At 72.0% G+C, this 4,445-nt stretch carries 5 protein-coding genes; 1 reads left to right on the top strand and 4 read right to left on the bottom strand.

Translation table 11 applies throughout. The features are described from left to right. Positions 1 to 6: 6 nt before the first annotated feature. Positions 7 to 141, top strand: a complete 135-nt coding sequence (locus tag LLG88_12990; GenBank protein ID MCE5247822.1) for a transposase — start codon at positions 7 to 9, stop codon at positions 139 to 141. Between the two features lie 676 nt (positions 142 to 817). On the opposite strand, the gene LLG88_12995 is transcribed toward LLG88_12990, so the two are convergent. The 4 genes from LLG88_12995 to LLG88_13010 form a co-directional block, all read right to left on the bottom strand. Beyond that, positions 818 to 1,972 carry an ABC transporter permease gene (locus tag LLG88_12995; protein MCE5247823.1) on the bottom strand — a complete coding sequence of 385 codons (1,155 nt, stop codon included), beginning with the start codon at positions 1,970 to 1,972 and terminating at the stop codon, positions 818 to 820. A 2-nt stretch (positions 1,973 to 1,974) separates the two neighbouring features. Beyond that, complete coding sequence (locus LLG88_13000) at positions 1,975 to 3,087, bottom strand: ABC transporter permease (GenBank protein MCE5247824.1); 1,113 nt, start codon at positions 3,085 to 3,087, stop codon at positions 1,975 to 1,977. A 2-nt stretch (positions 3,088 to 3,089) separates the two neighbouring features. Then, positions 3,090 to 4,052 (bottom strand): ABC transporter ATP-binding protein, encoded by a 963-nt coding sequence (locus LLG88_13005; protein ID MCE5247825.1) that lies wholly within the window; start codon positions 4,050 to 4,052, stop codon positions 3,090 to 3,092. 3 nt (positions 4,053 to 4,055) lie between these two features. Then, positions 4,056 to 4,445 (bottom strand): TolC family protein (locus LLG88_13010; GenBank protein ID MCE5247826.1); only part of this gene is annotated, 390 nt, incomplete at its 5' end.

The raw sequence follows: 4,445 nt of genomic DNA on the forward strand, positions 1-4,445 counted from the left end.
AAGCAGATCAAGCGCCGCACGAGCGTCGCGGCGCTCTTCCCCAACGAGCAGGCCCTCCTCCGCCTCGTCAGCGCCGTGCTCGCCGAGACCAGCGAGGAGTGGGAGACCGGACGCATCTACCTCGCCATGGAGACCGAGTGATCCGGACCGCCGCGTCAAGCGAATTTACAGAAGAGCTGTTGCTTTCCCCGCAGGTGGCGCTCCTGACGGCGCAGAGCCGCTGCAGCGCGGCGACAAGACGTCGGCCGGCCTCATTGCCGCTGGTCGGCGGATTTCGAAGTGGACCGTCACCATCGGCAAGTGGTTGACGGGGCGCGTAGCCGGCGGGTGGATCGTCTCTCGCCGGGCCGAGCTCGACCACCCTCAGCCGGTTCTCTGGCAGGAAGGGCGGAGAGTTGTCGGCCCGACAACGGAGGAGCTCCGCCGGAGCCATCGACTTGAGGAAGCTCTCCGTTGCGGCGGTCATAGGAATGGAGCAGTCCACGAGCGCGGCGCCGACGCCGAATCACCTTGGGGCCCACTGCAGCGCCGTCCGCTTGACGACGCCCGGCGAAGCCCGAGCTCGCGCTCCGCGTCCCTCGCCGTAGTGCCCCCACATGTTCCGCCGCGCGTGGAAGATCTCGGTGATGGCCTCCGCACCTCCGTCGCCTGCCACAACGAGCCGCCGACGTCCTTAGCCCACGCCACGGTTGAGGGCAGTGTGCGCCCGCGCAAGGAGCCTCGGCGGAGCGTCGCCGCCCCGCTGCATCGACGATGGGCGCGGCGGCTGCCCGCACATCGCATCAGCGACCCGACGGCTACGCGCTCTCCGAAAAGGCTATTCGAGGTTCTTGCGGAAACGCAGCGCGGCGGCGGCGCCGGTCCCGAGCGCGAAGCCGCAGAGCGCCAGCGCCTCCGGCCAGAGGACGGCGAGTCCCGACCCCTTCAGGAAGACGCCGCGGATGATCGCGGCGTAGTAGCGCAGCGGCACGGCGTAGGTCAGCGCGCGGCAGAACGGCGGCATGTTCTCGATCGGGAACATCAGTCCCGAGAGGTAGATCATCGGGACCATCACCGCGAACATCGAGAGGAGCATCGCCTGCTGCTGGTTCCGCACCATCGTCGAGACGAGGAGCGCGAGGCCGAGCAGGGCGACGATGAACGGCAGCGTCAACAGCAGCAGCGTCCAGAAGGAGCCGGCCAGCGGCACGCCGAAGAACCAGACGACGACCGCCGCGACGAGCGTCAGGTTGACCATGCAGATCAGGACGAACGGCCAGAGCTTGCCGACGATCAGCGTCGCGGGGCGGATCGGCGTGACGATGAGCTGCTCCAGCGTGCCGATCTCCTTCTCCCGCACGACGCCCATCGAGGGGAGGATCAGCGCGTTCATCATCAGCGCCATGGCGAGGATCGAGGGGAGGTAGTACCAGCGGCTGAGGAGGTCGGGGTTGTACCAGACGCGCGGCGCGACCACGACCGTGCCCGCCGGGGGCGGGAGCGTCCGTCCGGCGAGCGCCGCCGTCGTGCGCCGCTCCGCCGTCCGCCGCGCGATGAGCTCGAGCCCGCGGCGCGAGACGACCTCCGCCGCGTAGCCGAGGCCGACCGTCGCCGACGTCGCGTCCGAGCCGTCCACGATCAGCTGCGCCTCCGGCGTCCGCCCCGCGGCGAGGTCGGCGCCGTAGTTCGCGCCGACGACGAGCGCCATCTGCGCCGCGCCGTTCCGCAGCAGCGGCTCCGCGGCGTCCGCCTCGGGAAGATCGGCGACGAGCTCGAACCGGCCCGACGAGAGGAACGCGTCGAGCAGCTCGCGGCTGGCCTGCGAGCGGTCGCGGTCCACGAGGGCCAGCGGCACGCTCGTCACGTCCTGATTGGCCGCGAAGCCGAGCACGACGAGCTGCAGGATCGGCGCGACGAGCAGCACCGGGATCATCCGGCGGTCCCGCGCCAGCTGCAGGAACTCCTTGCGGACGAGCGAGCGGAAGGCGCCCATGGTCAGAAGTCCCTGCGCCGGAGGCGCGCGAAGGAGACGGCGAGGACGACGACGGCGAAGACGCCGAGGAACGCCATGTCGCGGGCGAACGGCGCGAGCGAAGCCCCTTTGATGATCACGCCGCGGGAGGCGATCAGGAAGTACCGCGCCGGCACGGCGTAGGAGATCGCCTGCAGCCAGCCCGGCATCGTGCGGATCGGGAAGATGAACCCGGAGAGGAAGAGCGCCGGCAGAAGCGAGGACACCGCGCCGATCTGGAAGGCCATCGCCTGGCTGTCCGAGACGCTGGACACGAGCAGCCCGAAGCCGAGCGCGCCGACGAGATAGACGACCGTCGCGAGGAAGAGGTCTACGTAGGAGCCGGCGACGGCGACGCCGAAGAAGACGCGGGCGGCGGCGACGATCACCGCCGCGGCGACGAGCGAGATCGCCAGGTAGGGGATCGTCTTGCCGATCAGCATCTCCGACGGGCGGAGCGCGGTCGCGCGGAGCTGCTCCATCGTCCCCCGCTCCTTCTCCCGCACGACCGACATCGCGGTGGAGAGGACGGCGGTGATCATCAGGATGAAGCCCATCAGGCCGGGGACGAGGAACTGCGCCGATCGGAGCTCGGGGTTGTACCAGACGCGCGGCGCGAAGGCGACCGGCGGCTTGCCGCGCTCGAGCCCCCGCGCGGCGAGGTCGAGGTTGAACGCCTCGGCGATCTGCCGCGCGTAGCCGAGCGCCGTCGTCGCCGTGTTGGCGTCGGCGCCGTCGATCAGGAACTGCACCGGCGCCGGGCGTCCCGCCGCCAGCTCGTCGGCGTACCGCTCGGGGATCACCAGCGCGGCGCGCGCGACGCGGCGCTCGAAGAGCGGCCCCGGATCGGCGCCGACCGGGAGTTCGGCGACGGCGTCGAAGTAGGTCGATTCGACGAAGGCGTCCACGAGGCGGCGCGATTCCGCGCTGTGGCTGCGGTCCTGCACGGCGAGCGGCACGTGCCGCACGTCGAAGTTCACCGCGTAGCCGTAGAGCAGCAGCATCATCGCCGGGAAGCCGAGCAGCAGGAGCAGCGTCAGCGGATCGCGGCGGACCTGCTTGAACTCCTTCGCGGCGACGGCCCAGATCCGGCGCATCGTCACTTCCCCGCGCCGGCCGCGGCGCGCGCCGCGTCGGCTTCCTGGATCGAGTGAATGAAGACGTCCTCGAGCGACGGCGCGATCTTCGTCGCCGCGGCGGGCCGCTGCCCCGCGCCCTCCAGCAGCGCGAGCGCTTCCGCCGCGGCGCTCTCGGCCTCGGCGTCGGCGACGACGACGTGCAGCCGGTCGCCGAAGAGGGAGACCTCGAGCGCCCACGGCTGCGCTTCGAGCACCTCGTTCGCCGCCAGCGGCCGCGGGCAGCGGACCTCGAGCACGGCCCGTCCGGCGAAGACGTCCTTGAGCCGCGAGACGGGGCCGTAGGCGACGAGCCGCCCGGCGTGCATCAGGGCGATCCGCGCGCAGCGCTCGGCCTCGTCGAGGTAGTGGGTGGTGACGATGATCGTCGTCCCCTGCGCGGCGAGGTCGTTGATCAGGTTCCAGAAGCGGCGGCGCGAGACCGGATCGACGCCGCCGGTCGGCTCGTCGAGGAAGAGGACCTTCGGCTCGTGGAGCACGGCGCAGGCGAGGGCCAGCCGCTGCTTCCACCCTTGCGGGAGGTCGGCGGTCAGGCGGTCCGCGGCGCCGGCGAGGTTCGCGACCTCGATCGCCCACGCCTCGCGCTCCTTGAGGCGCGCGTTGGTCAGGCCGTAGACGCCGCCGTAGAAGCGGAGGTTCTGGCGCGCGGTGAGGTCCTCGTAGAGCGAGAAGCGCTGCGTCATGTAGCCGATCCGGCGGCGCACTTCCTCCGGCTCGCGCGCGACGTCCACGCCGAGGACGCGCGCCTCGCCGGCCGTCGGGCGGAGCAGGCCGCAGAGGATGCGGATCGCCGTCGACTTCCCCGCGCCGTTGCTCCCGAGCAGGCCGAAGACCTCCCCCGGCGCGACGTCGAAGGAGACGTCGTCCACGGCGGCGAAGGCGCCGAACCGCTTCACGAGGCGCCGCGTTTCGACGGCCGGTTCCATCGTTCAGCGTCCCGTCGCGCGGGCCAGCGCCGCGGAGGCGACTTCGGCGCGCGCGAGAGCGGAGACCCGGTTGAGGCCGGCGCGGAGCAGCGCCGTCTCGGCGTCGAGTAGTTCCGACGAGGGGATCACGCCGGCGCGGTACCGCTCGTCGGCGACGCGGCGGTTCTCGCGCGCCGAGACGAGCGAGCGCTCGGCGACGCCGACCGCCGCGCGCGCGGTCTCGAGTTCGAGCGCGCGCTGCGTCACCTCGAGCCGGATGCGCCGCTCGAGGTCGTCGAGCCCGCGGCGCGCCGCGTCGGCGCGGGCCCGCGCCTCGGCGACCCGCGCGCGGGTCCGGCCGGAGTCGAAGACCGCCCAGCTCGCGTTGACGCCGACGTCCCAGGCCGGGCGCCA

The sequence above is a fragment of the bacterium genome, assembly GCA_021372775.1.
Taxonomy (GTDB): Bacteria; Acidobacteriota; Polarisedimenticolia; order J045; family J045; genus JAJFTU01.